General features: G+C 64.5%; 31 protein-coding genes. 1 reads left to right on the plus strand and 30 read right to left on the minus strand.

Annotated elements, in window-relative coordinates:
• Positions 1–91: 91 nt before the first annotated feature.
• Positions 92–838: a Nif3-like dinuclear metal center hexameric protein gene (locus C0Z19_RS17050; RefSeq protein WP_102611019.1), complete on the minus strand. Its 747-nt coding sequence runs from the start codon at positions 836–838 to the stop codon at positions 92–94.
• Between the two features lie 19 nt (positions 839–857).
• Between C0Z19_RS17050 and C0Z19_RS17055 the strand changes: the two genes are divergently transcribed.
• A complete protein-coding gene (locus C0Z19_RS17055) occupies positions 858–2090 on the plus strand; it encodes a Do family serine endopeptidase (protein ID WP_102611020.1) in 1233 nt (410 codons plus the stop codon).
• A 25-nt stretch (positions 2091–2115) separates the two neighbouring features.
• Here the strand turns inward: C0Z19_RS17055 and tatC are convergent, their stop codons facing one another.
• The 29 genes from tatC to C0Z19_RS17200 form a co-directional block, all read right to left on the minus strand.
• Positions 2116–2895, minus strand: coding sequence for a twin-arginine translocase subunit TatC (tatC, locus tag C0Z19_RS17060; protein WP_102611123.1), 780 nt, complete (start codon positions 2893–2895; stop codon positions 2116–2118).
• 84 nt (positions 2896–2979) lie between these two features.
• The gene (tatB, locus tag C0Z19_RS17065; protein ID WP_102611021.1) at positions 2980–3540 is read right to left on the minus strand and encodes a Sec-independent protein translocase protein TatB; all 561 of its coding nucleotides are present in this window, start codon (positions 3538–3540) and stop codon (positions 2980–2982) included.
• Between the two features lie 99 nt (positions 3541–3639).
• Positions 3640–3888: a Sec-independent protein translocase subunit TatA gene (gene tatA / locus C0Z19_RS17070; protein WP_102611022.1), complete on the minus strand. Its 249-nt coding sequence runs from the start codon at positions 3886–3888 to the stop codon at positions 3640–3642.
• Between the two features lie 120 nt (positions 3889–4008).
• A complete protein-coding gene (locus tag C0Z19_RS17075) occupies positions 4009–4371 on the minus strand; it encodes a histidine triad nucleotide-binding protein (RefSeq protein ID WP_102611023.1) in 363 nt (120 codons plus the stop codon).
• Between the two features lie 42 nt (positions 4372–4413).
• Positions 4414–4797, minus strand: coding sequence for a DUF4870 family protein (locus tag C0Z19_RS17080; protein ID WP_102611024.1), 384 nt, complete (start codon positions 4795–4797; stop codon positions 4414–4416).
• A 67-nt stretch (positions 4798–4864) separates the two neighbouring features.
• Positions 4865–5257 (minus strand): phosphoribosyl-ATP diphosphatase, encoded by a 393-nt coding sequence (locus C0Z19_RS17085; RefSeq protein ID WP_102611025.1) that lies wholly within the window; start codon positions 5255–5257, stop codon positions 4865–4867.
• Positions 5254–5664, minus strand: coding sequence for a phosphoribosyl-AMP cyclohydrolase (gene hisI / locus C0Z19_RS17090; protein WP_102611026.1), 411 nt, complete (start codon positions 5662–5664; stop codon positions 5254–5256). Before hisI ends, C0Z19_RS17085 begins: the two co-directional genes overlap by 4 nt.
• A complete protein-coding gene (gene hisF / locus C0Z19_RS17095; RefSeq protein WP_102611027.1) occupies positions 5664–6437 on the minus strand; it encodes an imidazole glycerol phosphate synthase subunit HisF in 774 nt (257 codons plus the stop codon). Before hisF ends, hisI begins: the two co-directional genes overlap by 1 nt.
• Positions 6438–6608: 171 nt before the next feature.
• Positions 6609–7361 carry a 1-(5-phosphoribosyl)-5-[(5-phosphoribosylamino)methylideneamino]imidazole-4-carboxamide isomerase gene (gene hisA / locus C0Z19_RS17100; RefSeq protein WP_102611028.1) on the minus strand — a complete coding sequence of 251 codons (753 nt, stop codon included), beginning with the start codon at positions 7359–7361 and terminating at the stop codon, positions 6609–6611.
• Between the two features lie 166 nt (positions 7362–7527).
• Complete coding sequence (hisH, locus tag C0Z19_RS17105) at positions 7528–8166, minus strand: imidazole glycerol phosphate synthase subunit HisH (protein WP_102611029.1); 639 nt, start codon at positions 8164–8166, stop codon at positions 7528–7530.
• A gap of 15 nt (positions 8167–8181) precedes the next feature.
• A complete protein-coding gene (locus C0Z19_RS17110) occupies positions 8182–8802 on the minus strand; it encodes a MarC family protein (protein ID WP_102611030.1) in 621 nt (206 codons plus the stop codon).
• 78 nt (positions 8803–8880) lie between these two features.
• Complete coding sequence (gene hisB, locus C0Z19_RS17115) at positions 8881–9468, minus strand: imidazoleglycerol-phosphate dehydratase HisB (protein ID WP_102611031.1); 588 nt, start codon at positions 9466–9468, stop codon at positions 8881–8883.
• A gap of 19 nt (positions 9469–9487) precedes the next feature.
• Entirely contained in the window at positions 9488–10564 is a 1077-nt protein-coding gene (gene hisC / locus C0Z19_RS17120; RefSeq protein WP_102611032.1) for a histidinol-phosphate transaminase, read from the minus strand.
• Positions 10565–10566: 2 nt separating this feature from the next.
• Positions 10567–11889: a histidinol dehydrogenase gene (gene hisD / locus C0Z19_RS17125; protein WP_102611033.1), complete on the minus strand. Its 1323-nt coding sequence runs from the start codon at positions 11887–11889 to the stop codon at positions 10567–10569.
• Between the two features lie 37 nt (positions 11890–11926).
• A complete protein-coding gene (hisG, locus tag C0Z19_RS17130) occupies positions 11927–12610 on the minus strand; it encodes an ATP phosphoribosyltransferase (protein WP_102611034.1) in 684 nt (227 codons plus the stop codon).
• The gene (murA, locus tag C0Z19_RS17135; protein WP_102611124.1) at positions 12607–13869 is read right to left on the minus strand and encodes a UDP-N-acetylglucosamine 1-carboxyvinyltransferase; all 1263 of its coding nucleotides are present in this window, start codon (positions 13867–13869) and stop codon (positions 12607–12609) included. Before murA ends, hisG begins: the two co-directional genes overlap by 4 nt.
• A gap of 87 nt (positions 13870–13956) precedes the next feature.
• A complete protein-coding gene (locus C0Z19_RS17140) occupies positions 13957–14199 on the minus strand; it encodes a BolA family protein (protein WP_102611035.1) in 243 nt (80 codons plus the stop codon).
• Positions 14200–14221: 22 nt separating this feature from the next.
• Positions 14222–14977: an ABC transporter permease gene (locus C0Z19_RS17145; RefSeq protein ID WP_102611036.1), complete on the minus strand. Its 756-nt coding sequence runs from the start codon at positions 14975–14977 to the stop codon at positions 14222–14224.
• The gene (locus tag C0Z19_RS17150) at positions 14974–15900 is read right to left on the minus strand and encodes an ABC transporter ATP-binding protein (protein WP_102611037.1); all 927 of its coding nucleotides are present in this window, start codon (positions 15898–15900) and stop codon (positions 14974–14976) included. Before C0Z19_RS17150 ends, C0Z19_RS17145 begins: the two co-directional genes overlap by 4 nt.
• A gap of 283 nt (positions 15901–16183) precedes the next feature.
• Positions 16184–16495 (minus strand): STAS domain-containing protein, encoded by a 312-nt coding sequence (locus C0Z19_RS17155; RefSeq protein ID WP_102611038.1) that lies wholly within the window; start codon positions 16493–16495, stop codon positions 16184–16186.
• Positions 16492–17124 carry an MlaC/ttg2D family ABC transporter substrate-binding protein gene (locus tag C0Z19_RS17160; RefSeq protein ID WP_102611125.1) on the minus strand — a complete coding sequence of 211 codons (633 nt, stop codon included), beginning with the start codon at positions 17122–17124 and terminating at the stop codon, positions 16492–16494. The genes C0Z19_RS17155 and C0Z19_RS17160 overlap by 4 nt, the downstream gene beginning before the upstream one ends.
• 140 nt (positions 17125–17264) lie before the next feature.
• A complete protein-coding gene (locus C0Z19_RS17165) occupies positions 17265–18221 on the minus strand; it encodes an MlaA family lipoprotein (protein ID WP_102611039.1) in 957 nt (318 codons plus the stop codon).
• Between the two features lie 37 nt (positions 18222–18258).
• Positions 18259–18816, minus strand: coding sequence for an outer membrane lipid asymmetry maintenance protein MlaD (gene mlaD / locus C0Z19_RS17170; protein WP_102611040.1), 558 nt, complete (start codon positions 18814–18816; stop codon positions 18259–18261).
• 86 nt (positions 18817–18902) lie between these two features.
• Positions 18903–19670 (minus strand): lipid asymmetry maintenance ABC transporter permease subunit MlaE, encoded by a 768-nt coding sequence (mlaE, locus tag C0Z19_RS17175; RefSeq protein ID WP_102611041.1) that lies wholly within the window; start codon positions 19668–19670, stop codon positions 18903–18905.
• Complete coding sequence (locus C0Z19_RS17180; RefSeq protein WP_102611042.1) at positions 19667–20491, minus strand: ABC transporter ATP-binding protein; 825 nt, start codon at positions 20489–20491, stop codon at positions 19667–19669. Before C0Z19_RS17180 ends, mlaE begins: the two co-directional genes overlap by 4 nt.
• Before the next feature lie 104 nt (positions 20492–20595).
• Positions 20596–21696: a thiamine phosphate synthase gene (gene thiE / locus C0Z19_RS17185; protein ID WP_102611043.1), complete on the minus strand. Its 1101-nt coding sequence runs from the start codon at positions 21694–21696 to the stop codon at positions 20596–20598.
• 106 nt (positions 21697–21802) lie between these two features.
• Positions 21803–22639, minus strand: coding sequence for a thiazole synthase (locus C0Z19_RS17190; protein ID WP_102611044.1), 837 nt, complete (start codon positions 22637–22639; stop codon positions 21803–21805).
• Positions 22640–22801: 162 nt separating this feature from the next.
• Positions 22802–22999 carry a sulfur carrier protein ThiS gene (gene thiS / locus C0Z19_RS17195; protein ID WP_102611045.1) on the minus strand — a complete coding sequence of 66 codons (198 nt, stop codon included), beginning with the start codon at positions 22997–22999 and terminating at the stop codon, positions 22802–22804.
• A gap of 48 nt (positions 23000–23047) precedes the next feature.
• Positions 23048–24223 carry an FAD-dependent oxidoreductase gene (locus tag C0Z19_RS17200; protein ID WP_102611046.1) on the minus strand — a complete coding sequence of 392 codons (1176 nt, stop codon included), beginning with the start codon at positions 24221–24223 and terminating at the stop codon, positions 23048–23050.
• Positions 24224–24267: the final 44 nt, after the last annotated feature.

Raw genomic sequence — 24267 nt, forward strand, 5'->3', positions numbered from 1 at the left:
TTTTCGGCATACCCGCCGCACGGCGAATTGATTCGCATCATTTCAAGCACGGACATCAGCGAATAATGCAGCACAAAATTGCGGCACCGCATCAGACGGGATTATGGATATCGATAAACAGATGCTCGACGTCGAAGCGCTCCGACAGATGTGCGCCCAGCGCCTGAACGCCGTAGCGTTCCGTCGCATGGTGCCCCGCAGCAAGAAAGGCGACGCCGCTTTCGGCCGAGATATGGGTCGTCTGCTCCGAGATCTCGCCGGTCAGGTAGACATCGGCGCCCGCCTCGATGGCAGCCTCGAAGTAGTGCTGCGCGCCGCCCGTACACCACGCGATCCGGCGCAGTTCGGAGTCGGCGTCGCCAAGCAGAAGCGGGGTACGGCCGAGCGTCTGTTCGACCTGAGCGGCGAAATGCGCGAGCGTGACGGGCATCGGCAGTGTCGTCATCCAACCGAGCCCGTCGGCCCCGAAGCGCGATTCGCCGATGAGGCCGAGCCGCGCGCCAAGCTGCGCGTTGTTCCCCAGTTCGGGATGATCGTCGAGCGGCAGGTGATAAGCGAACAGGTTGATGTCGTTGGCGATGAGCTGCTTGAGCCGCCGATACTTGCGGCCTGTCACCTGCGGCGTCTCGTTGCGCCAGAAATAGCCGTGATGGACGAGGACCGCATCGGCGCCCCATTCGGTGGCCGCCTCCAGGAACGCGAGCGAAGCCGTGACGCCCGTCGCGATCTTGTCAATGCGCCGACGGCCCTCAACTTGCAGGCCGTTCGGGCTGTAGTCCTTGAAACGACCGATGTCGAGCATGTCGTTCAAGTACAATTCAAGTTCGATCCGATCCATAGAAACCTCGATTCTTCAAATGCTTAGACGCTTCTGGCTGCTTTTCGCCCAAGCGGTGACGGTGCTGCTCGCATTACTGTTCATCGTGGTCACGCTCAAGCCCCAATGGCTGCAGCGGCAAGGGCAATTCGGGAAGCAGCTCGCCTCCCCGATCGTCGCACTGCGTGAAGTCGCGCCGGGTTCGGGCTCCGGACCGGCGACCGCCTCCTATGCCGAGGCCGCCCAAAAAGCGATGCCGGCCGTCGTCAACGTATTCTCGGGCAAGGGTGGCGCGACGCCGCCCAATCCGCACGCGAAGGATCCGCTGTTCCGCTATTTCTTCGGCAACCCCAAGAACCCGCAGCAACAGCAGCAACAGCCGCCGCGAGACGAAGCCGCGACGAACCTGGGCTCGGGCGTCATCGTCAGCTCGGAAGGCTACATTCTAACGAACGAACATGTCGTGGATGGGGCGGACGAGATCGAGGTGGCGCTGCCCGACGGCCGCCGTACCAACGCGAAAGTGATCGGCGTCGATCCCGAAACGGATCTCGCCGTGCTCAAGATCGCCATGACGAACCTGCCGACGATCACGCTGGGCCGGATCGACCAGGCGCACGTGGGTGATGTCGTGCTGGCGATCGGCAACCCGTTCGGCGTGGGCCAGACGGTCACCATGGGCATCATCAGCGCGCTGGGGCGCAATCACCTCGGCATCAACACGTTCGAGAACTTCATTCAAACCGATGCGCCGATCAATCCCGGCAACTCGGGCGGCGCGCTCGTCGACGTCAACGGCAATCTGCTTGGGATCAATACGGCGATCTACTCGCGCTCGGGCGGCTCGCTCGGCATCGGCTTCGCCATTCCCGTGTCGACGGCGCGCAGCGTGCTCGAAAGCATCATCACGACGGGTTCGGTCACGCGCGGGTGGATCGGCGTCGAGCCGCAGGATGTCACGCCGGCGATCGCCGAATCCTTCGGGCTCGAGCAGCGGGGCACGATCGTCGCGGGCGTCCTGCAGGGCGGCCCGGCCGATAAAGCCGGCATCAAACCGGGCGACGTCCTGCTGGACGTGAACGGGCAGGAAATCACCGACACGACGCGGCTGTTGAACGTCATCGCGCAAATCAAGCCCGGCACGCAGGCCAAGGTCAAACTGATGCGTAAGAAGAAAGAGATGGATGTCGTCGTCACGATTGGCCGACGCCCGCCGCCGCCCAAGCAGGCGGCCAACGAAGACGGCAATAGCGACTCGCAGCAGGAAGAGTGACGGCGGAAAGCGCGAGCGGCGATCCTCAGCCGACCGCGCCCTCTTCGTCCACTACCGGGCGGTCCTTCCCGACGATCAAGCGCGCCGCGATGATTCCGGCTTCGTAAAGGATGATGAGCGGCAACGCCAGAATCAATTGCGAAAAGACATCGGGCGGCGTGACGACGGCCGCCACGATGAACGCGCCCACGACCACATAGGGCCGAATGCTGCGCAGCTTTTTGAGCGTCAGCACGTTCATCCGCACGAGCAGCACGACGATGATCGGCACTTCGAACGTCACGCCGAACGCAAGAAACATCGATAAAACGAAACTCAGATAATTGTCGATGTCGGTCGACATCTGCACATCGAGCGGCGCGTTGTAGTGCGCCATGACGCGAAAGATGGTCGGAAACACGACGAAGTACGCGAACGCCATCCCGCATAGAAACAGCAGGTAGCTGCTGCCGACGAGCGGTGCAACGAGCTTCTTCTCGTGCTGATACAGCCCCGGCGCCACGAACGCCCAGATCTGATACAGCACGATCGGCAGCGCTATGACGAGCGCCACCAGCATGGTCACCTTGACGGGCACGAAGAACGAGCCCGTGACGTCGGTCACGATCATGCGCCCGCCTTTGGGCAGGTTTTCCATCAACGGCCGCGCCAGCACCTTGAAAATGTCCGTCGCCCAGTAGACGAGCGAGAGAAACACGACGATGACGGCGATCCCGGCTTTGATGATGCGGTCGCGCAACTCGACGAGATGCGAGATAAACGACTCTTCTTTGCTTTCGCTTGACTTGTGCTGCGGGTCGCTCACGCCGGCCCTCTTAAGAAGAAGATCGACGCGCGGCGCGCCGAGAAATCGGAAGATGGGGAGCGTCAATGACGCGCATGGCTCGGATCAAAGAAACCGCCGCTGCTTGCGCAGGCTCGGGGGCGTATGCCGCGCGACACGCGCGGCGCCCGATTGCACCCGCGTGCGTCGGCCCGTGGCCCGCTTGTACCAGACCGGCGCCGCCGTCCGCTTGACACGCCAACTGACGCGCTTGACGGCGACCCCCGCCGACGCTCTGCGCCAAGCGTAATCCGCCGCCGTGGCAGCGCTTGTGCCCGCGCCCCCAGCGGCCGCGTCTTCGGCTGCGGCAGCGGCTGCGCCGATACTCGGCGAGACCGATGTAGCCGAGCGGAATGCGTCGTTGAGTTCGGACTCGTGCTTGCGAATATTGTCGTGAATCGTGTTTTCGACGTTGCGCGCGGCCGACTCGAATTCGGTCTTCATCCGGCGCAGCTCGTCGAGTTCGATTTCACGCGTGACTTCCGCCTTCACGTCGTTGATGTAGCGTTGCGCGCGCCCGAACAGCGCACCTGCCGTGCGTGCGACGCGCGGCAGCCGCTCCGGCCCCAGTACGACGAGCGCGACTACGCCGATCAGCGCCATCTTCGTCAGTCCGAGATCGAGCATGTAAGTGGCCTAAGCGTCTGTTGTCGGTTGTGCGTTGATATCCTTCCACCGTTTCGCTGCGCCTGCGTGCCGCGCCGTGCCGGCGGGCGCGCGGGGCGCTCAGCGGTAATCGTTCGAGCGTGTCTTTTCCTTCGCTTCGACATCGATCGCGCCGGAGCGCGGCAATTCGCGCCGCTCGGTGTCAGCGGGCGTCGACGAAGACGGCGTATCGGCATCCTTCATGCCTTCCTTGAAGCCTTTCACCGCACTGCCCAAATCGCTGCCCATGCTGCGCAGACGCTTTGTGCCGAACACGAGCGCGACGATCAAAAGCACGATCAACCAGTGCCAAATGCTGAATGAACCCATGAGAACCTCCCGAGCTTTCCGACCGCACTGCCGCGGCGGCAAAGAATACCGGCCTTGCGGCCGTAATGTGGAACGCGTGCGCTCCGCTGTGGACCGATGCGAACAAGGTTCGCCGCGCCTTCAACCCATCCGCTTCCACGGCCGCGGACCGGCAAGTATGTGCGCATGCAAGTGATAGACCTCCTGGCCTCCACCCGGCCCCGTATTGATGACCGTGCGAAACCCCGTATCGCCGCCCGTGTATGCGCAACCGAGCTGCTCGGCCAAGCGCGCCACCAGAATCATCATTTTACCAAGCAGAGGAGCATCGCCTTCGGTGCAATTGGACAGCGTTTCCACGTGTTTTCGGGGAATCACGAGAACGTGCGTGTCGGCCGCCGGATGGATGTCCTTGAAGGCGACGAAATCGTCGTCTTCGTGAACTTTCGTGCTCGGAATCTCGCCGGCGGCAATTTTGCAAAAGAGGCAGTTGTCGTGACTCATGGTGTTCCTGGTTGCGAAACGAAGGCCCGCCGCGCGGTCAGATCAGAACCACGCGCGCGGATCGAGCGGCTTGTTGTCGTAGAGGTACAGCCAGCCCTTGACGATACGGTACAGCATCCAAATCGATACGACCGTCAGAACGGCGAAGCCGATGACGACGAATACCAGCACCGCGCCGATGATATAGCCGACGAGCCCCATCCAAAACGTGCGGATCAGCCATTCCAGGTGCGGCTCCGACGGCGTGCCGGCGGCATCGCCGCGCTTCAGATAAGCGATGATGACGGCCACGATGATCGAGATGCCACCCGTGAACCAATGCAGCGCATAGAGCCCATAGAGGATGTGCGTGAGCGTGCGCAGGTCGCGCTCGCGGCCGATCTCGGAGCCGGTGTAAGGCGTGGGCGTACCCGGTCGCTGTTCCATTGTCGTTCTCCTGCTCGCGTTAAGCGCAATACCCGACCGTTCGCGTCGGGGTGTATCTCGCGCCGGCTCAACCGCCGTTTTCTTCGCGCTCGCGCCGCTTTCTCAGCGCCTTTTCCTCGATGCCGGACAGTCCTTCGCGCCGTTCGAGCTCGGCGATGACGTCCGCGGGGCTCAGATCGTAGTGCGACAGCATGACCAGGCAGTGAAACCAGAGATCGGCCACTTCGCCGACGAGCGCCGAGGGTGCGCCGCCCTGGCGCACGTCCTTCGCGGCGAGCACGACTTCGGTGGCTTCTTCGCCGATCTTCTTCAGGACGGCATCGTCGCCCTTGTGGAACAGGCGCGAGACGTAGGACACCTCGGGGTCGCCGCCCTTGCGGCTGTCGATGACGGCGGCGAGCCGCAGCAATGTGTCTTCGGTGGTGGGCGCGGCGGCGCCCGCTGGCGTGGTTTGCATCATCGGTAGATCTGTTCAGGGTCTTTCAGCACGGGATCGACGGCCACCCAGTCGCCTTCGTCCGCCGTACCTTCGAATTTCTGGAAAAAGCAGGAATGGCGCCCGGTATGACAGGCGATGCCCGACACCTGCTCGACCTTGAGCAGGACGACATCTTCGTCACAATCGAGCCGCACTTCATGGACGCGCTGCACGTGGCCGGACTCTTCGCCCTTGAACCACAGACGCTGGCGCGAACGCGAGAAATAGACGGCGCGCCCCGTTTCGATCGTCTTGGCGAGCGCCTCGCGGTTCATCCACGCAAACATCAGCACGTCGCCCGTCGTCGCTTCCTGCGCAATGACAGGCACGAGACCGTTCGCGTCCCATTGGACTTTATCGAGCCATACTCTTTCGGCGGGAGCCGTCATCATTGCCTCACCGAAATGCCGCGCTCGGCCATGAAGCGCTTGGCCTCGCCGACCGTATGCTCGCCGTAGTGGAAAATGCTCGCGGCGAGCACGGCGTCCGCGTGGCCCTCCACGATGCCGTCGGCCAGATCCTTCAGCGAGCCGACACCGCCCGACGCAATGACGGGCACCGGCACGGCATCGGACACCGCTCGCGTCAGCGCAAGGTCGAAGCCGCTCTTCGTGCCGTCGCGATCCATGCTCGTCAACAGGATTTCGCCGGCGCCGTATTCGGCCATTTGCCTGGCCCACGCTACGGCGTCAAGCCCCGTCGCCTTGCGCCCGCCGTGCGTAAACACTTCCCAGCGCGCCGGCTCGCCCTCGCCGGATACGCGCTTTGCATCGATTGCGACGACGATGCACTGCGAGCCGTATTTCAGCGCGGCCTCCCGCACCAGTTCGGGGCGGGCGACCGCCGACGAATTCATGCTGATCTTGTCGGCGCCCGCGTTCAGCAGCCGCCGTACGTCGTCGACCGTGCGCACGCCGCCGCCCACCGTCAACGGAATGAATACCTGCGCCGCGACCGCTTCAATGATAGGCAGAATCAGATCGCGTTGATCGGACGTGGCGGTGATGTCGAGGAAGGTCAGTTCGTCGGCGCCTTGCTCGTCGTATCGACGCGCGATCTCGACCGGATCGCCGGCATCGCGCAGCTCGACGAAGTTGACGCCCTTGACGACGCGGCCAGCGGTCACGTCCAGACAGGGGATGATGCGTTTAGCTAGAGCCATGATGGTGCAATTGCCGCTAAGTAAGCCGCCTGCGACTGCGCAGACGGCGTGAAGCCGTGACGGATACCGGCCCGCTGGCCGCACGGCCGACGCCGTATGCGCGAGCGGGCCGAATGCGGCCCAACCTGACCGCGGCCCGGTACACCGGGCGCGCCTTCGCCGTGGCGGAGGTCAGGCGTCGTCCGATTCGCGCAGCATATCGGCCCGCTTCTGCGCGGCCGCGAAATCGAGGTCGCCCGAGTAGATCGCGCGCCCGCAAATCACGCCCTCGATGCCTTCGTCTTCGACTTCGCAGAGCGCGTCGATATCGGCCAGATTGGACAGCCCGCCGCTTGCGATCACGGGGATCTTCACGGCGCGCGCAAGCCGCACCGTCGCTTCGATATTGATGCCCTGAAGCATGCCGTCACGGCCGATGTCGGTGTAAATGATCGACTCGCAGCCATAATCCTCGAACTTTTGGGCCAGATCGACGACCTCGTGGCCCGTGAGCTTGCTCCACCCGTCCGTGGCGACCTTCCCGTCCTTGGCGTCGAGGCCGACGATGATGTGGCCGCCGAACGCCGTGCAGGCGTCTTGCAGGAAACCCGGATTCTTCACGGCGGCCGTGCCGATGATGACGTACGACAAGCCATCGTCGAGGTAGCGCTCGATCGTTTCCAGATCGCGGATACCGCCGCCGAGCTGCACGGGAATTTCGGTGCCGACTTCGTCGATGATGGCGCGAATCGCCTCTTCGTTCCTCGGCTTACCCGCAAAGGCGCCGTTCAAATCGACGAGGTGCAGCCGCCGGGCGCCGCGGTCGACCCAATGCCGGGCCATCGCCGCGGGATTCTCTGAAAATATCGTCGCCTGGTCCATATCGCCTTGTTTGAGGCGCACACACTGACCGTCTTTGAGGTCGATGGCGGGAATCAGCAGCATAGCAATCGCGTGAAATCTGGGAGGTTGGATGTCGGCGGCCCCCCCCACTTGGGCGCAAGCATGCCCGACGTGGATGAGCCGTGTCGCTTAGTGTAGTACAACTCTTCGAGGGCTCCGCTTGCTCGCCGTCGGGTTCGGACGAAGCGTGCAGGCAGCCGCCCCATGTTCATGGGTTCCAGTCGACGAAATTGCGATACACGCGCAGCCCCGACGCAGCGCTTTTTTCGGGGTGGAACTGCGTCGCAAACAGGTTTTCGCGCGCCACGGCAGAGGTGAAGATCGCGCCGTAATCGGTTTCGCCGACCGTATGCAGCGGGTTTTCGGGAACCACATAATAGCTGTGGACGAAGTAGAAGAACGCGCCGTCCGGGACGCCGGCCCAAAGCGGGTGCGCGCGCGTCTGCCGCACGCGGTTCCAGCCCATTTGCGGCACCTTGAAACGCGAGCCGTCGTCCTGCAGCCGGCCTTCGAGCGCAAAGCGGACGACTTTGCCCGGCATGAGCCCGAGGCCCGGCGTCGAGCCTTCTTCGCTCCAGTCGAACAGCATTTGCTCGCCGACGCACACGCCCATGAGCGGCTTGGCGCGCGACGCTTCGAGCACGGCTTCCTGCAGGCCCGATTCGCCGAGGCAGCGCATGCAGTCTGGCATCGCCCCCTGACCGGGCAAGACGACCCGATCGGCCGCACGAATGCCGTCGGGGCGGTCGACGATCGCCACGTCCACTTCGGGTGCGGCCTTCTTCAGCGCCTGGTACACCGAGCGCAGGTTGCCCATCCCGTAATCCACAATCGCAATCTTTTTCATCGCATGCAGCGCTTCTCAGCGCAAGTTAGGCAATAACGCCTTCAATCCGTCGACGATGAACTCCACCGCCAGCGCCGACAACATCAAACCCATGAGCCGCGTGCCGATATTGATCCCCGTCTGCCCGACCCAGCGGGCGATCGGCCCCGCAAGCCGCAGCGCCCCGAAGCAGATGATCGCGATCACGAGGCCGATCGCGACGAGGCCGATCCGATCGTACCAGTGCGCGACGCTCGCCGAATAGACGATCACCGTGCTGATCGTGCCCGGCCCCGTCAACAGCGGGATCGCGAGCGGCACGACCGCAATGCTGTTCTTCGACTCGGCTTCGTCGCGCTCCTCGGGCGTCGCGCGCGTGTTGCCGATCTGTGCATTGAGCATATTCACAGCCATCAGCAGCATGATGATGCCGCCGCCCACTTCGAGCGAACCGACCGAAATGCCGAAAAAGCTGATGATCTGCTGACCGAGCAACGTCGTGATCGCGATCACGCAGAACACCGAGATCGAAGCGATGCGGATCGTGCGATGCCGCTCCGCGTCGGATTGCTCCGTCGTGAGGCTCAAGAAGAACGGCACCGCGCCGACCGGATTGATCAGCGCCAGCAGTGAAATGAACGATTTAAGAAGATCCATCGCTAGCCGGCGCTCACGGGGAGCAGCCGGTCCGTCGGTCGAGGTCCAAACCTGCTGACAGGTAGGTCAGAGCCTTGGTCAGAGACTGCCCTTGGTCGACGGAATCTGCCCCGCCGCACGTTCGTCGAGCTCTACTGCCATGCGCAGCGCACGGCCGAATGCCTTGAACACCGTTTCCAGCTGATGGTGCGCGTTCAACCCGCGCAGGTTGTCGACATGCAGCGTCACGCCTGCATGGTTGACGAAGCCACGGAAAAACTCGATCGACAGATCGACATCGAACGTGCCGATCCGCGCCCGCGTAAACGGCACGTGAAATTCGAGCCCCGGCCGCCCCGAGAAATCGATGACGACGCGCGAAAGCGCCTCGTCGAGCGGTACATAGGCGTGACCGTAACGGCGGATGCCCTTCTTGTCGCCGATAGCCTTGGCCACGGCCATCCCGAGTGTGATGCCCGTATCCTCGACCGTATGGTGGTCGTCGATATGGAGGTCGCCTTGCGCCTCGATGTCCAGGTCGATCAGGCCATGACGGGCGATCTGATCGAGCATGTGGTCGAGAAACGGCACGCCGGTGGCCAGCGTCTGCTTGCCCGTGCCGTCCAGATTGATCTTCACACGGATCTTCGTTTCGCTGGTATCGCGAAACACTTCCGCTACGCGCATGGAAAACCTCGAAGTCACTTTATTTCAGCGCGCGCTCTAGCGCCGCCAGCATTTGTGCGTTTTCAATGGGCGCACCCACCGTCAAACGCAAACAATTGGCCAACAATGGGTGCATTTTACCCACGTTTTTGACCAAAACCTTCGCATTCAGCAGCGCATCGAACGCGGCATCGGCGTCCGGCACCCGAACGAGCAGGAAATTGGCTGCGCTCGGAAACACCGTCGCGCCCGGCAGCGCGGCCAGCGCAGCCGATAATTTCCCGCGCTCCGCACGCAGTTCCGCGGCCTGCGCTTCGAGCACGTCGACGTGATCGAGCATGAATTCGGCCGCCGCCTGCGTCAGTACATTGACGTTGTAGGGCGGACGCACTTTGTCGAATTCCTTGAGCCAGACGGGCGGCCCGGCCAGGTAGCCGAGCCGGATTCCGGCGAGGCCCAGCTTCGATACCGTCCGCATGACGACGACGTTGTCGTAGTCGAGCACGCGGCCGATCCAGCTCTTTTGCGCGAACGGCTGATAGGCTTCGTCGATGACGACCAAGCTGCCCTTCGCGCCCGCGATGATGCGTTCGATGTCGGCATCGGGGTACAGCGTGCCCGTCGGATTGTTCGGGTAGGCCAGGTAGATGACGGCCGGCTTGTGTTCAGCGATCGCGGCCAACATGGCATCGACGTCGAGCGTCAGATCCGCGCGGTGCGGCACGCCGACGAACGCGAGTTGGGCGAGCTTCGCCGACATCTGGTACATGACGAAGCCCGGCACCGGCGCAAGCAGCTTCGCGCCCGGCTTCGCACACGCGATGGCGATCATGCTGATGATCTCGTCGGAGCCGTTGCCGAGCAGCAACTCGGCGCCCGCCGGCACGCCCATCACCTGCTTGAGCTTGTCCACGAGCACAGCGGGCCGCGGCTCGGGGTAACGGTTCAACGCAACGCCGGCCAATACCTCGCCCAGCTCGGCAGCAAGCGCCGCGGGCAGCGGGAACGGGTTCTCCATCGCATCGAGCTTCACGAAGCCCTTTGCGTCGGCTACGGCGTAGGTCGTCATCGACAGCACGTCGGGACGAATGATGTCTTCGGGTCGGGTCGTCGTCATGGTCAACCGCCTTGCTTCATCCGGTATTCGGCGCTGCGCGCGTGCGCCGGGAGGCCTTCGCCGTAGGCGAGTTCGGCCGCGATCTCGCCGAGCGTTTGCGCGCCCTCGGCGCTGACTTCGATCACGCTCGAACGCTTGAAGAAATCGTACACGCCCAGCGGCGACGAGAACCGCGCCGTGCGGGAGGTCGGCAACACGTGGTTGGGCCCGGCGCAGTAGTCGCCGAGGCTCTCGCTCGTGTAGCGGCCCAGGAAGATCGCGCCCGCATGGCGGATTTCCTTCGCCCACTGATGCGGATCGAGCGCCGAAATTTCGAGGTGCTCGGGCGCGATCTGATTCGCGATCGCGCAGGCCTCGCTCATATCGCGCACTTTGATGAGCGCGCCCCGGTCGACGAGCGAGCGTTCGATCACGTCGCGGCGCGGCATCGTCGGCAACAATTCGGCGATCGCCTCTTCGACACGCGTGATAAAGGCCTGATCGGGGCACAGCAGAATCGATTGGGCCAGCTCGTCGTGCTCGGCCTGCGAGAACAGGTCCATCGCGACCCAGCGCGGGTCGGTCGTACCGTCGCAGAGCACGAGGATCTCGGACGGCCCGGCGATCATGTCGATGCCGACGGTGCCGAACACGCGCCGCTTGGCCGCCGCCACGTAGGCGTTGCCGGGGCCGCAAATCTTGTCGACGGCCGGCAGGGTTTGCGTGCCGTAGGCCAGCGCGGCCACCGCCTGCGCGCCGCCGATCGTGAACACGCGATCGACGCCGCCGAGCAGCGCCGCCGCGAGCACGAGCGGGTTACGCACGCCGTCCGGCGTCGGCACGACCATCACGATCTCGCGCACGCCCGCCACCCGCGCGGGAATGGCGTTCATCAGCACGGACGACGGATACGCCGCCTTGCCGCCCGGCACGTAGATGCCGGCGCGATCGAGCGGCGTCACTTTCTGGCCGAGCACCGTGCCGTCGGCTTCCGTGTATTGCCAGCTATGGCTGCCGCATTCGATCTTTTGCTTCTCGTGATAAGCGCGCACGCGCGCAGCCGCCGCTTCGAGCGCGGCGCGGCGCTTCGGCTCGAGCCCTTCCAATGCGGCTTCGAGCTCGCTCGTCGGCAACTCGAGCGCAGCCACGCTGTCGGCCGACAGGCGGTCGAAGCGGTTCGTGTATTCGAGGACGGCCGCGTCGCCGCGCGCTTTCACGTCGGCCAGAATCTGCGCCACCGCGCGCTCGATCGCTTCATCCTCGCTCGCCTCGAAGGCGAGCACGCCGGCGAGCGCCGCGGCGAAGCCGGCGTCGCTCGAATCGAATTTGCGAATCGTAAGTGCCATGCTGGTATCCGTTTCGGTAATGCGCGTCGCGCGCGCCTCAGACGCTGCCCGCCGTCCGCCGCGAGGCCTGCTCGAATGCGTCGAGCAGCGGTTTGAGCGCCGCGCGCTTGAGCTTGAGCGCCGCTTGGTTCACCACGAGGCGCGACGAGATCTGCATGATCTCCTCGACCTCGACGAGGTTGTTCGCGCGCAGCGTGCCGCCCGAGCTGACGAGATCGACGATCGCATCGGCCAAGCCGACGAGCGGCGCCAACTCCATCGAGCCGTACAACTTGATCAGGTCGACATGCACGCCCTTGGCCGCGAAGTGCTCGCGCGCAGTCTGCACGTATTTGGTCGCCACGCGCAGCCGGGCGCCTTGACGCACGGCGTTGGCGTAATCGAAGCCGGCCTTCACGGCCACCGACATCCGGCAGCGCGCAATGTCCAGATCGATCGGTTGATACAGCCCGGAGCCGCCATGTTCGAGCAACACATCCTTGCCGGCGACGCCGAAATCGGCCGCGCCGTATTCCACGTACGTCGGAACATCGGTCGCGCGCACGATGATGACGCGCAGGTTCGGCGCGCTCGTGGGCAGAATCAGCTTGCGCGACGTTTCGGGATCTTCCGAAACATGCACGCCGGCCGCCGCGAGCAGCGGCATCGTTTCCTCGAAAATCCGGCCTTTCGAGAGGGCGAGCGTCAAAGGCGTCGCGAGGTTCGTACTGGTCGTGCTCATGCGCGTTTCTCCGACACGCGGCGCACGCGGGCGCCGATCGCCGTCAACTTTTCTTCCATGCGGTCGTAGCCGCGATCGAGATGATAAATCCGGTCGACGAGCGTCTCGCCCTCGGCCGTCAGGCCAGCGATAACGAGACTCGCCGAGGCGCGCAGATCGGTGGCCATCACCGTCGCGCCCGACAAGCGAGGCACGCCCGTCACGAGCGCCGTGTTGCCGTCGATCGTGACGTTCGCGCCGAGCCGATTGAGCTCCTGGACATGCATGAAGCGGTTTTCGAAGATCGTCTCGACCACTTGCGAGGTGCCTTCGGCGATCGCGTTCAACGCCATGAACTGCGCCTGCATGTCGGTAGGGAACGCAGGATATTCAGACGTGCGGAATGAAACGGCCGTCGGACGCCGCGCCATTCGCACGCGGATCCAGTCGTCGCCCTCTTCGATCGTCACACCCGCCTCGCGCAGCTTCATCGTGACGGCTTCGAGCGTGATCGGCCGCACCTTGCGCAGCGTCACGTCGCCGCCCGCCGCAGCCACTGCGCAGAGGAAGGTACCCGCTTCGATGCGGTCCGGGATGACCTCATAGTGCGCGCCGTGCAGCTTGTCGACGCCTTGAATCACGAGCCGATCCGTGCCGATGCCTTCGATCCTGGCGCCCATGCGCACGAGCAACTGCGCGAGATCGCCGACTTCGGGCTCGCGCGCCGCGTTTTCGAGCACCGTCTCGCCGTCGGCCAGCACGGCCGCCATCAACAGATTTTCGGTGCCCGTGACGGTGATCATGTCCGTCATGATGCGCGCGCCCTTCAGGCGCTTCGCGCGCGCTTCGATGTAGCCGTGCTCGATGCTGATCTCGGCGCCCATCGCCTGCAGCCCCTTGATGTGCTGATCGACGGGGCGCGCGCCGATCGCGCAGCCGCCCGGCAACGACACCTTCGCATGCCCGAAACGGGCGACGAGCGGGCCGAGCACGAGAATCGACGCACGCATCGTCTTCACGAGCTCGTACGGTGCGACCGGATTGTCGACGGCCCCCGCATCGAGCGTCAGCTGTGCTGCGCCGCGCGCTTCACGCACGCCCATCTGCGCGAGCAGCTTGAGCGTCGTGCGCACGTCCTGAAGATCGGGCACGTTGTCGAGATGGAGCGGATCGGCCGTCAACAGGCTGGCGCAAAGAATCGGCAGCGCCGCGTTCTTCGCGCCCGAGATGCGGACATCGCCGGCAAGCGGCCGGCCGCCTTCGATCACGAGCTTGTCCATGCTGATTTGCCCCGTGCGGGCCTCCGTAACGACGCCGCTGCCGGCGTCGCGTGAATCTTGTGTAATGCGCACTCTGAGAATCTCGAATTATCCGTTCGTCTGCCATTCCGACGGCGTGAGCGTCTTCATGCTCAGCGCGTGGATTTCCTGGCGCATACGCTCGCCGAGCGCCGCATAGACGAGCTGATGCCGCTGGATCAGGCGCTTGCCTTCGAAGGCATCGGAAACGATCGTCGCAAAAAAATGCTGGCCGTCGCCTTCGACTTCGAGATGCCGGCAGGCAAGACCGGCTTCGATGTATTGCTTGACCTGGTCGGGGGTCGGCAACATGGTGAACGCTCCTTCTTCCGATTCAATAACGCAACTTGTAGCCGGACGCGAGCAAACGCATCGCGAGCGCGGCGATCAGCGCGAAAAATCCGCCGACGACAACGAGACTTGCGAGCGGGTTGATATCGGACACGCCGAAAAACCCGTAGCGAAAGCCGTCGATCATGTAGAAAAACGGGTTAAGCCGCGACACATTACGCCAGACGTCAGGCAGCGTATGCGTCGAATAGAACACGCCCGAGAGGAACGTGAGCGGCATGATCAGGAAATTCTGAAATGCCGCGAGTTGATCGAACTTCTCGGCCCAGATGCCCGCGATGAGCCCGAGCGTGCCCAGAATGGCGGAGCCCAGTACCGCGAACACGATGATGTAAAGCGGTGCGGCGAACCCGAGCGGAATGAACCAGATCGTCACGATCAACACGCCGGCGCCGACGGCGAGCCCTCGCACGACTGCCGCGAGCACGTAGGCGCCGTACATTTCCCAGTACGTGAGCGGCGGCAGCAGGACGAACACGAGATTGCCCGTGATCTTCGACTGGATCAGCGAGGACGAGCTGTTCGCAAACGCGTTTTGCAGCACGCTCATCATCACGAGCCCCGGAATGAGGAAGCTCGTGTACTCGACGCCTGGATAGACTTCGACGTGCCCGCGCAGCGCGTGCCCGAAAATCGTCAAATAAAGGAGCGCCGTGATGACAGGCGCGAGCACCGTTTGGAACGCCACCTTCCAAAAGCGCAGGATCTCTTTGTAGAACAGCGTGCGAAAGCCCGTCATGCCAGCCCCTCGACGAGTTCGGGCGCATTCATCAATTGGACGAAGACGTCTTCCAGGTCAGCCTTGCGCACGTCGATTTCGTCGAACGTGCAACCCGCCGCCCGGCATTGCGACAAAATCCGCTCGACGTCGTCATAGCTCGCCAAACGCAACAGATGCTGACGCGAGCCGGGCGCAGCCGGATCGATTTCGAGCGCCCGCAGCTCCGTGGGCAGCACGCCCTCGGCCAGACGCACAAAGAGTTGCATACCGGAGAAGCGTTGCAGCAACGCACTCGTCCGATCGAGCGCGACCACCTCCCCGCGTCGGAGCATCGCAATCCGGTCGCAGAGCGATTCGGCTTCTTCGAGGTAGTGTGTGGTCAGCACGATCGTGTGGCCTTCACGGTTCAGTCGGGAGATGAATTTCCACAGCGTTTGACGCAACTCCACATCCACGCCGGCCGTCGGCTCGTCGAGCACGATCACGGGAGGGCGATGCACGAGCGCCTGCGCCACGAGCACGCGCCGCTTCATCCCGCCCGACAGCGCGCGCATGTTCGCATCGGCCTTTTCGGTCAGATCGAGGTTTGCCATCACTTCGTCGATCCAATCGTCGTTGTGATGGAGCCCGTAATAGCCCGACTGGATGCGCAGCGTTTCGCGCACGGTGAAGAAGGGATCGAATACGAGCTCTTGCGGCACGACGCCCAGCGCGCGCCGCGCCTGCCGGAAATCGGCGACGACATCGTGCCCGAGGACCGATACGCTGCCTTCATCGGCGCGCGCAAGCCCCGCAAGAATGCTGATGAGAGTGGTCTTGCCGGCGCCATTGGGGCCGAGCAGACCGAAAAATTCACCTTCCTCGACTGTCAAGCTGACGCCTTTGAGCGCTTGTAGCGCCTTATAGCGCTTCTTGACGTTGCGGATCTCTATCGCTGACATGAGTGTGCGCGGCCTTCACGACGGCGCGCCTTTGTTTAGACGTGATTCGCGTCCGCCTCGGACACGGGAGGGCTTGGGCGCGACTGCGGCAGCGCGGCGGCACCGCTGTGGGGCGCCGCTATTGACCCCGCTGTGGACTCGCCACACGCACCGACGGCAAAACCCGTATGCCGGCCGCCCGGAAAAACGGTTGATTATAGGCTAAGTCGGACTTCTCCACCCTGCGCCGCGAGCGGCGGGCCGGAGCGGCGCAGCGGCTCACCCGAGCCGCCGGCGGGAGGGCTCAGAGCGGCGCGACCGCCGCAGCTGGGGAGGAATGCGGCGCCGCGAACAGGGCGTCGATGCCATAGACCTGCGCGAGGCTCGCAAGGCCGGCCGGCACGTTCTCGATGCGAAGCGTGACGCCGCGCGCCTCGCCAGCGCGACGCCATGCCAGCAATACAGCGAGCGCAGACGAATCGAACTGCTTCAGCTCGGCGCAATCGATCACCGTCGCCCCGGCCTCGATCCGAGCCAAACCGGCCGCGAGCGCGGGGGTCGCGCTCGCGTGCGTGAGCGTTGCGCCCGTGGCGAAACGGCTCGTGTCCGTGCTCATGACGGCTGCTTGCCTGCGGCGAGCTGCTCGTTGCGCTGCGTCAGGAACTGCAGCAGGCCATCGACGCCGCCCTGGTTGATCTTTTCCGTGAACTGCTGCTGATACGCCTGGATGAGCCACGCACCGGCAACGTTCAGGTCATAGACCCGCCAGCCTTGCGCAGTCTTGTACAGACGATAGTCGAGTTCGACGGGCTGGCCGTTGTTCATGACCGTCGAGCGGACCACGACGTCGGTCGCACCGGGGTCGGCCCGGAACGGCTTGAATTGCACCGTCTGGTCGCGCACTTGCGAGAGCGCCCCCGAATAGGTGCGGATCAACAGCATCTTGAACTGCTCGACCATCTGATCCTGCTGCTGCGGCGTGGCCGTACGCCAGGCGCGGCCCATCGCCAGCTGCGTCGTGCGGCGGAAATCGGTGTACGGCAGGATCTTCTGGTTCACGACCTGCGTGATCTTGTTGATGTCGCCGCTCTTGATGCTCGAATCGCTTTTGATCTGATCGAGCACCTGTCCGGTCACGGTCTTGATCATGCCGTCGGGCGAATTCGTATCGACGGCTTGTGCGAAACCGCTGCTACTGAACGAAAACAAAGCGGAGAACAGCGCTACCCAGAAAAATTTCTTCATCATCATATCGATCCTTATGTTTCGAGGAACCGGAGTTCGAGCACACCATGCCATGCAAGTTCGAGGCCGGTCCAGCGCAGCGCGGCAACAGTCGTTTCGAATCGTTACTGCTGCCCGTTCTGGTTGGCATCGTCCCCCGCTCAGTGCGGCAGGTGAAGCGCCGGGAAGCCACCGCGCGGCGGCGGTACGTACTGCTGGCCGGGAACCGTCTGACTCTCGCCCCCGCCATCGGGCGCGGAAGCGCCGCTCGCAGGCGCCGCCGGCGCAGCGGACGCGTTCGAAGGCTGAGCGCCCGAAGCGGCGGCCGGCGCCGGTGCCGCTTGCGAACCGGAAGCGCCCGCAGGCGCGGCCGGCGCGGAACCGTCATCGTACTTCGGCAGCGAATCGTCGTAGTTCGGCACGCCGTCGGAACCGTCCGCACCCGAGATCAGGAAGCGGCGACGCTGCAGATAGGCATTGCGGATGAACGAATACTTGTCGATCGCGGCGGCCGAGAGGACATCGACCGTCGTCAGCAGGTTCGCACGCGTGTTGACCAGGTTCACGCCATAGAGTGCCCAGCTGACGCTCGACGGATGCACGTAGCTGAGCGGGTTCCCGTAATAGTCGACGGCAAGCCCGGCCGTATCGCGCACCGTGCTCGGCCCGAGCAGCGGCAAGACGAGATACGGCCCGGACGGCACGCCGTAATGGCCGAGCGTCACGCCGAAGTCGGACGAGTGTTTCGGCAGCTTCGCGAGCGTCGCTACGTCGAACAGGCCGCCAACGCCGAACACCGTATTGATGACGACGCGCATGACGTCGCCTACTCCGTCCGCAATCTTGAGCTGCAGCAGTTCGTTCGCGGCAATGTAGACATCGCCGACGTTCGAGAAGAAGTTCGTCACACTCGATCGCACGGGCTGTGGGACCGCCCAGGCATACCCCTTGGCGACAGGCTTGAGCGCGTAGGTGTCGACCGTGTCGTTGAACTTGAAGACCGTTCGGTTGACGCCTTCGAGCGGATCGCCCGGCGTAGGCGTTTGAACCGACGCACAGCCGGCCAGTGCCGCCATGGCCAGAACGAGCGTCGCGTGTGTGGCGCGCGTGGTTCGCATTATTGTTCTCCGTTGACTCTCTTTATCTGTGACACGATCAGCCGCCTGCGCTCGCCGCGATCGGCGCGCTGGCCGCGGGCGCGCTCGGCGCCGGTGAGCCAGGTGCGGGTGCCGGTGCGGCCTTCGCGCCGCCGGCATCGGCAGCTTTGCTGTAAAGGAATTGCCCGATCAGGTTTTCGAGCACGATGGCCGATTGGGTCATCGAAATGGTGTCGCCGGCCTTGAGCATGTCAGTGTCGCCCCCCGGTTCGAGCCCGATGTACTGCTCTCCCAGCAACCCCGAGGTCAGGATCTTCGCCGACGTATCCTTCGGAAACGGATACTGCTTGTCGATGTCGATCGTGACGAGCGCCTGGTAGGTATTCGTATCGAAACCGATCGCCGAAACCCGACCTACGACAACGCCCGCGCTCTTCACCGCCGCCCGCACCTTGAGGCCGCCGATATTGTCGAACTTGAGCTTGACGGGATAGGTCGCCTGGAACGACAGCGAACTCATATTGCCGACCTTGAGCGCAAGAAACAGCACGGCGACCAAGCCCAGCAACACGAATAAGCCGACCCAAAAGTCGAGAACAGTCTTTTTCATCGTCATTCCAAAAGACAACAAAGAGAAAATTGCCGAATCCGGCGAACGTGCGAGGCGCTGCAAGCGCGCCCCGCTCACGCAGACCGGGCGCGTCAGCTGAACATCAGCGCCGTCAGCAGGAAATCGAGCCCGAGCACCGCCAGCGACGCATACACGACCGTGCGCGTCGTTGCCAGCGATACCCCTTCGGGCGTCGCCTTGGCCTCGTAGCCTTGAAACAGTGCGATGAACGTCACCGCGAAGCCGAACACGATGCTCTTGATCACGCCGTTGCCGATGTCGCTCCAGACATCGACGCCGGCCTGCATCTGCGACCAGAACGCGCCCGGATCGACGCCGATCAGCACCACGCCGACGACATAGCCCCCGAGCACACCCACCGCACTGAAAATCGCCGCGAGCACGGGCATGGAGATGATCCCGGCCCACATCCGCGGCGCCAGTACGTTGGCGACCGGATCGACCGCCATCATTTCGAGCGCCGTCAACTGCTCGCCGGCTTTCATGAGGCCGATCTCGGCGGTCAGCGAAGTACCGGCGCGCCCCGCGAACAAGAGCGCCGTCACGACGGGGCCGAGCTCGCGTACGAGCGAAAGCGCGACGAGCAGCCCGAGCGCCTGCTCGGAGCCGTAGCGGTTCAGCGTGTAGTAGCCCTGCAGACCGAGCACGAAGCCGACGAACAACCCCGACACGGCAATGATGATGAACGAGTAGTTGCCGACGAAGAATATCTGTTTCGCGATGAGGCGCGGCCGGCGCAGCAGCCGCAACCCTTCGAGCACGATGCGCAGAAACAGCCGCGCCGCGTAACCCGTGCGCACGATGCGACTGAGGACCCAATGTCCGAGGCTGCTGATCATGTGCGCTCTCCCAAGCCGAAATCGGCCGCGAGCGTCGCCTGAGCCGGGTAGTGGAAGCGGAATGGGCCGTCGGGCGCTCCGTCGATGAACTGCCGCACGGTCGGATCGACCGATTCGCGCAGTTGCGCCGGCGTGCCTTCCGCCAGCACCGTTCCGTTGGCGAGGAAGTAGACGTAATCGGCGATGGCGAACGATTCGGGCACGTCGTGCGTGACGAGAATCGAGGTGGCGCCGAGCGCCTGGTTCAACGTGCGGATCAGGTTCGCCGTAATGCCGAGAGAAATCGGGTCGAGGCCGGCGAACGGCTCGTCGTACATCATCAGCTGCGGATCGAGCGCGATCGCGCGCGCCAGCGCCACACGCCGCGCCATGCCCCCGGATATCTGGGACGGCGGGAGATCGCGCGCACCGCGCAACCCCACGGCGTTCAATTTCATCAGAACGAGGTCGCGGACAAGCGGTTCCGGCAGATCGGTGTGCTCGCGCAGCGCAAAGGCGACATTCTCGAACACCGACATATCGGTGAACAGCGCACCGAATTGGAACAGCATGCCCATCTTGCGGCGAATGGCGTACAGGCCATCGCGCGTCTGTTTGCCGACATCCCGGCCTTCGAACAGCACTTCGCCGCGCCGAGCGCGCTCGAGGCCGCCGATCAGACGCAGCACCGTCGTCTTGCCGCCGCCGGAGCCACCCATGACGGCCACCACCTGGCCGCGCGGGAAACGCATGTTCAGGTTCGACAAAACGAGACGGTCTTCGCCATAGCCGAAATCGACGTTGCGAAGCTCGAGAATGGGCTCGGAAGATGAAGGCGGCACGAAGGGGGCTTTCCTTGTACGCGTTTACGCGGAAGCGGAATTATAGGGCCTCAGCGAGAACGCTGTCGTGACGTCACGGTGACGGCTGTTGCAACAGTGCGTTGTCAGATGTCGAACACGCGTTGCAGATCGGCCACGGCCCGCGCCGGATCGGCCGCGCCGGTCACCGCGCTCACCACCGCCACGCTGCCGACTCCGGTCGCCAGGACCGCGGGCAGGCGAGGCAGATCGATGCCACCGATCGCCACGAGCGGCACCTGTTCCCCGAGCAAGCGCACGTAGCGTTCAAGCCGAGCGAGGCCCTGCGGCGCCGTGGCAAGCGTCTTCGTCCCTGTCGGAAACACTGCGCCGAAAGCGAGATAGCTCGGCCGAAAATGAAGCGCCCGCAACATCTCGAAGTAGCCGTGCGTCGACAGTCCCAGGCGCATCCCCGACTGCGCAATCGCCGCCAGATCGGCCGTTTCGAGGTCTTCCTGCCCCAGATGCACGCCGTAGGCACCGGCTTCGGCCGCTTCTCGCCAGTAGTCGTTGATGAAGACGCTTGCGCCATGGCGACGGCCGGCCGCGACGGCCTGCCCGATTTCGGCGCGAAGACGGTCAGGGGGCGCGTCTTTCACGCGCAACTGAACGGTGGCGACGCCGAGCGCCAATACACGCTCGACCCACTGCGCACTCGGCAAGACGGGATACAGACCAAGGCGCGGCGCGCACAGGGGAAACGGCTGCGCGGGGGCGGCCGGCAGACCCGCGACGAGCGGAAAGCGCGCGAGGTCGACCGGCCAGGCATCGTCTCCGGTCGTTTCGTCGCCGTCGCGCCAAGCCAGTGCGAGCACCAGCGCATCGGGCGGTTCGAAACCGCAATCGAGAAACGCGGCGAGCGCCGCGAGCCAGTCTTCGGGGAGCTTGCCTTCCAACGCATAGCGCTCTCCACCGGCAGTCGTCAGCGCTGCGCCGCCGATATCGGCCACGATCAGGCTCGCGCCCGCTGTCCGCCACGCTCGCGCGTCGCCCGCATCGGCCTGCGCGCCGATGACGACGACGATATCGCCCGAGCGCGCCGTATCGGGCGCCGCGAGGCAAATACGCCAATCGACGCGCGCGCGCGGCCAATCGCCGAGCCGCGCACGGATGCGCTCCGCCACTTCGATCAACTCGTCGGCGGGCGGCCAGAACAGATCGCGATTGGCCAGGGTCAGCGTTTTCATAAGGCGCTCCGTCCGCCGATACCCGTCCGGGCACGACGCCACAAGAGATCAGCGGCGACGTCGACGTCGAAGTCGACGCGCGCGAGCGAAGGCGTACGCAGGCCGCTCAATGCCGATCCTGGTGCCAGAACGGCATGCCGACCACGGGCGTGCTCGCGTGCGCGCTGTCGCGCTCGGCCATCGGGCCCGCCACGTACGCCGCGCGCCCCGCCTCGACGGCTTGGCCGAACGCACGCGCCATCGCGGACGGCAGCGTCGCCTGGGATACCGCCGTATTGAGCAGCACGCCGTCGAAACCCCACTCCATCACCTGGCACGCGTGCGACGGCACGCCAAGCCCCGCGTCGACGATCAACGGGACATCGGGCAACCGCTCGCGCAGCACGCGCAGTCCGTACGGGTTGATGACGCCCTTGCCCGTGCCGATCGGCGCCCCCCACGGCATCAACGCTTCACAACCGGCATCGAGCAACCGACGGCCGATGACGAGATCCTCGGTGCAGTACGGCAAGACTTTGAAGCCGTCCTTGACGAGCCGCGTCGCAGCCTCGATCAATCCGACGGGATCGGGTTGCAGTGTGTAGTCGTCGCCGATCAACTCGAGCTTGATCCAATCCGTGTCGAACACTTCGCGCGCCATGTGCGCCGTCGTCACCGCTTCGGCGACGCTCTGGCATCCGGCCGTATTGGGCAGCAGCGGTACCTTGCGCGCCTTGAGCAATTCGAAGAAGCCGGCCTCGGCCGTTTGCGCATTCATCTGCCGACGCAGTGCGACCGTCACCATCCCGGGCCGCGCGGCGTCGATCGAATCGGCCAGCGACTGCAGCGATGGATACCGCGACGTGCCAAGCAGCACGCGGCTTGCGAAGGTTTCGCCGTAAAGCGTCAGCGCGTCGGAATGGGCGTCGGCGCCGCCGGAGACTGCCTGAGAAGCGGTTGTCATCGGATGTCCTGAAATGCTCGAATACTCGTCACTCGAAAGCGAACTCGCTGCGCCACGTCGTGCGGGCCAAGCGTTCGACGAGCAAACCGTCGGCCCGCTGCGCACCACCCGCACGCGATCCTGCACACCCCTGCGCGCGCGGCACGCGCAGACAAGCGGCGCTCATCCGCCCGCAACGGGGTGGACGACGTCGATTCTGTCGCCGGCGCTCAACAAACGCGCCGCGTGCTGCCCGCGCGCGACGAACTCGCCATTTACGGCGACGGCGAAAGGCGGACGCGCGCCGAAAGCCGAAAGCGCATCGGCGAGCGTCGCCTGCTCGGGGAGCGAAAACGGGGTTTGATTGACTTCGATATCCATGATCAGCAATACGATTCGCGGTTCAACTCACACTTGATTCATGTTCGACTATGACTGCGATGCGCTGGCGAGTTCGTGCGGCGCAGTGCAATGGAGCATCGGCGCCCACGGCGACGCCTTGCGCAGCGCCGCAAACCCGTCGAAGTCCGTCACCTGCCCCGCCAGCAGCGCACACGCCAGCTCGGCAGCCGTCTTCGATACTTCGGGCGCGATCATATAGCCGTGACGGTACAGCCCATTGACGCGCAGCGTGTTGACGCCGTCCCACATAACGGCGGGGAGATGGTCCGGCAGCGTCGGGCGACACTGGGTGTTCAGTTCGAGGATGCGCGCCTCGCCGAAGCCGGGATGGACCGCGAACGCTGCGCTCAGCAATTCCAGCGCGGAGCGCACGCTCACCGGCGACATGTCCTCGCCCTCGATTTCAGTCGCGCCGATCACGTAGACATCGTCCTGCTTGGGGGCCACATAGAGCGGATAGCGCGGATGCAGCAGCCGCACGGGCCGCGTGAGACCAATGCCGGGCGCCTGCACGCGCGCGACTTCGCCACGAATGCCGCGCAGCACCGGCATCACGGGCTTCGCGCCCAGCCCGCGACAGTCGATGGTCACGCGTGCCGATGGCAGGGCTGCATCGTCGATGGTCGTGTTCCAGTGCGTCGCGACGCCGCGCGCCGCGAGCCCGGCGGCCAGCGCCCGTAGCACCTGCCGATTGTCCAATTGGCCTTCGCGCGGCAGCAACCAGCCCGTGGCGAAGCGGCCCGCAAGCGCGGGTTCGGCCAGCGCAAGCGTGTTGCCGTCGACGCCGACGAGCCCGCCGTCGGCCAGCAGTTGCGCCGGCGCATTCGCGCGCACGCGACGCTCGAACAACGACGCTTCGGAGCGGTCGGCATGGTGCCAGACGACGAGCGTGCCGTTGCGCTGAAAAAAGACGGGCTCGGGTAGCGCGGCGAGGACGGTCGGCCATTCTTCGAGCGAAGTCGCGCCCAGCCCGACGATGAGGGGTTCGGCAACGGCCGCTTCGGCAAGCGGCGCGAGCATCGCCGCGGCCACCCAGGCGGCCGACGACGAACCGGCCGGATCGCCCCGGTCGTAAAGCGCGACGCTGTGGCCCGCGCCGGCGAGCCGCCATGCGACGAGCCGGCCGCAAAGGCCCCCGCCCAGGACGGCAAAATCGGGCGTCGACGGAATCGTGGGTGAAACGACTGAAGAATGAGCGGTCATCGGTTCGATCCTTTCCGTACGCCGGAGCCGATCGCAAACGGCAA

The organism is Trinickia soli (assembly GCF_002879855.1).
Classification (GTDB): Bacteria; Pseudomonadota; Gammaproteobacteria; order Burkholderiales; family Burkholderiaceae; genus Trinickia; species Trinickia soli.

What these genes read in the sequence shown, in the direction of transcription:
- hisD (WP_102611033.1), bottom strand. Translation starts at nt 11,889, where the DNA reads ATGGCACTTACGATTCGCAAATTCGATTCGAGCGACGCCGGCTTCGCC.
- C0Z19_RS17155 (WP_102611038.1), bottom strand. Translation starts at nt 16,495, where the DNA reads ATGAGCACGGACACGAGCCGTTTCGCCACGGGCGCAACGCTCACGCAC.
- C0Z19_RS17110 (WP_102611030.1), bottom strand. Translation starts at nt 8,802, where the DNA reads ATGGATCTTCTTAAATCGTTCATTTCACTGCTGGCGCTGATCAATCCG.
- hisC (WP_102611032.1), bottom strand. Translation starts at nt 10,564, where the DNA reads ATGACGACGACCCGACCCGAAGACATCATTCGTCCCGACGTGCTGTCG.
- C0Z19_RS17140 (WP_102611035.1), bottom strand. Translation starts at nt 14,199, where the DNA reads ATGTTGCCGACCCCCGACCAGGTCAAGCAATACATCGAAGCCGGTCTT.
- C0Z19_RS17150 (WP_102611037.1), bottom strand. Translation starts at nt 15,900, where the DNA reads ATGTCAGCGATAGAGATCCGCAACGTCAAGAAGCGCTATAAGGCGCTA.
- thiE (WP_102611043.1), bottom strand. Translation starts at nt 21,696, where the DNA reads ATGAAAACGCTGACCCTGGCCAATCGCGATCTGTTCTGGCCGCCCGCC.
- mlaD (WP_102611040.1), bottom strand. Translation starts at nt 18,816, where the DNA reads ATGACGATGAAAAAGACTGTTCTCGACTTTTGGGTCGGCTTATTCGTG.
- tatA (WP_102611022.1), bottom strand. Translation starts at nt 3,888, where the DNA reads ATGGGTTCATTCAGCATTTGGCACTGGTTGATCGTGCTTTTGATCGTC.
- hisF (WP_102611027.1), bottom strand. Translation starts at nt 6,437, where the DNA reads ATGGCTCTAGCTAAACGCATCATCCCCTGTCTGGACGTGACCGCTGGC.
- thiS (WP_102611045.1), bottom strand. Translation starts at nt 22,999, where the DNA reads ATGGATATCGAAGTCAATCAAACCCCGTTTTCGCTCCCCGAGCAGGCG.
- C0Z19_RS17075 (WP_102611023.1), bottom strand. Translation starts at nt 4,371, where the DNA reads ATGAGTCACGACAACTGCCTCTTTTGCAAAATTGCCGCCGGCGAGATT.
- C0Z19_RS17085 (WP_102611025.1), bottom strand. Translation starts at nt 5,257, where the DNA reads ATGATGCAAACCACGCCAGCGGGCGCCGCCGCGCCCACCACCGAAGAC.
- hisA (WP_102611028.1), bottom strand. Translation starts at nt 7,361, where the DNA reads ATGCTGCTGATTCCCGCCATCGACCTCAAAGACGGTCAGTGTGTGCGC.
- hisB (WP_102611031.1), bottom strand. Translation starts at nt 9,468, where the DNA reads ATGCGCGTAGCGGAAGTGTTTCGCGATACCAGCGAAACGAAGATCCGT.
- murA (WP_102611124.1), bottom strand. Translation starts at nt 13,869, where the DNA reads ATGGACAAGCTCGTGATCGAAGGCGGCCGGCCGCTTGCCGGCGATGTC.
- C0Z19_RS17055 (WP_102611020.1), top strand. Translation starts at nt 858, where the DNA reads ATGCTTAGACGCTTCTGGCTGCTTTTCGCCCAAGCGGTGACGGTGCTG.
- mlaE (WP_102611041.1), bottom strand. Translation starts at nt 19,670, where the DNA reads ATGATCAGCAGCCTCGGACATTGGGTCCTCAGTCGCATCGTGCGCACG.
- hisH (WP_102611029.1), bottom strand. Translation starts at nt 8,166, where the DNA reads ATGAAAAAGATTGCGATTGTGGATTACGGGATGGGCAACCTGCGCTCG.
- C0Z19_RS17165 (WP_102611039.1), bottom strand. Translation starts at nt 18,221, where the DNA reads ATGCGAACCACGCGCGCCACACACGCGACGCTCGTTCTGGCCATGGCG.
- C0Z19_RS17080 (WP_102611024.1), bottom strand. Translation starts at nt 4,797, where the DNA reads ATGGAACAGCGACCGGGTACGCCCACGCCTTACACCGGCTCCGAGATC.
- C0Z19_RS17050 (WP_102611019.1), bottom strand. Translation starts at nt 838, where the DNA reads ATGGATCGGATCGAACTTGAATTGTACTTGAACGACATGCTCGACATC.
- C0Z19_RS17160 (WP_102611125.1), bottom strand. Translation starts at nt 17,124, where the DNA reads ATGAAGAAATTTTTCTGGGTAGCGCTGTTCTCCGCTTTGTTTTCGTTC.
- hisI (WP_102611026.1), bottom strand. Translation starts at nt 5,664, where the DNA reads ATGACGGCTCCCGCCGAAAGAGTATGGCTCGATAAAGTCCAATGGGAC.
- tatB (WP_102611021.1), bottom strand. Translation starts at nt 3,540, where the DNA reads ATGCTCGATCTCGGACTGACGAAGATGGCGCTGATCGGCGTAGTCGCG.
- hisG (WP_102611034.1), bottom strand. Translation starts at nt 12,610, where the DNA reads ATGAGCACGACCAGTACGAACCTCGCGACGCCTTTGACGCTCGCCCTC.
- C0Z19_RS17190 (WP_102611044.1), bottom strand. Translation starts at nt 22,639, where the DNA reads ATGACAACCGCTTCTCAGGCAGTCTCCGGCGGCGCCGACGCCCATTCC.
- C0Z19_RS17200 (WP_102611046.1), bottom strand. Translation starts at nt 24,223, where the DNA reads ATGACCGCTCATTCTTCAGTCGTTTCACCCACGATTCCGTCGACGCCC.
- C0Z19_RS17145 (WP_102611036.1), bottom strand. Translation starts at nt 14,977, where the DNA reads ATGACGGGCTTTCGCACGCTGTTCTACAAAGAGATCCTGCGCTTTTGG.